A 422-nucleotide genomic window follows, 5' to 3' on the forward strand; every position below is an offset into this window, starting at 1 on the left:
AAAAAAGCCAAGCCGGAAAACCAGCTTGACTCATTTTGGGAGCAGGGCAAGGATTGCTAGGTAAAGCCAGCCAATCATCGTTCCAGTCTCTCAAATTTTCAATTTATTCGTATTCGTCGTTCAAATCTTCATCATCGTCGTCATCATCACCATCGTGATGTTTTTGACCATGGTCGCCATCGTGGTCACTGTCATCATCACCGTGTTGGTCGTCGCCTTGGTTAGAAGAGCTGCTACTTGATGAAGTAGAGCTTCCTTGAGAGGCTTGACTTGATTGAGTGGTTTCAGTGGATTGGCTAGTTTGAGATGATTGACTTGTTTGGTTAGATTGATTTGTTTAGTTAGATTGATTTGATGAATTGTCGGTATCGTTATCAATTTCTAAAATGCTACCATTTACGGCACTAACAACGTAAGAATAA

General features: G+C 41.2%; 1 protein-coding gene. It reads right to left on the bottom strand.

Annotated elements, in window-relative coordinates; genetic code table 11:
• Positions 1 to 120: 120 nt before the first annotated feature.
• The gene (locus FH871_RS34975; RefSeq protein ID WP_002959965.1) at positions 121 to 378 is read right to left on the bottom strand and encodes a hypothetical protein; all 258 of its coding nucleotides are present in this window, start codon (positions 376 to 378) and stop codon (positions 121 to 123) included.
• Positions 379 to 422 lie beyond the last annotated feature (44 nt).

It is taken from the genome of Larkinella sp. C7 (assembly GCF_006149005.1).
GTDB lineage: Bacteria > Bacteroidota > Bacteroidia > Cytophagales > Spirosomataceae > Larkinella.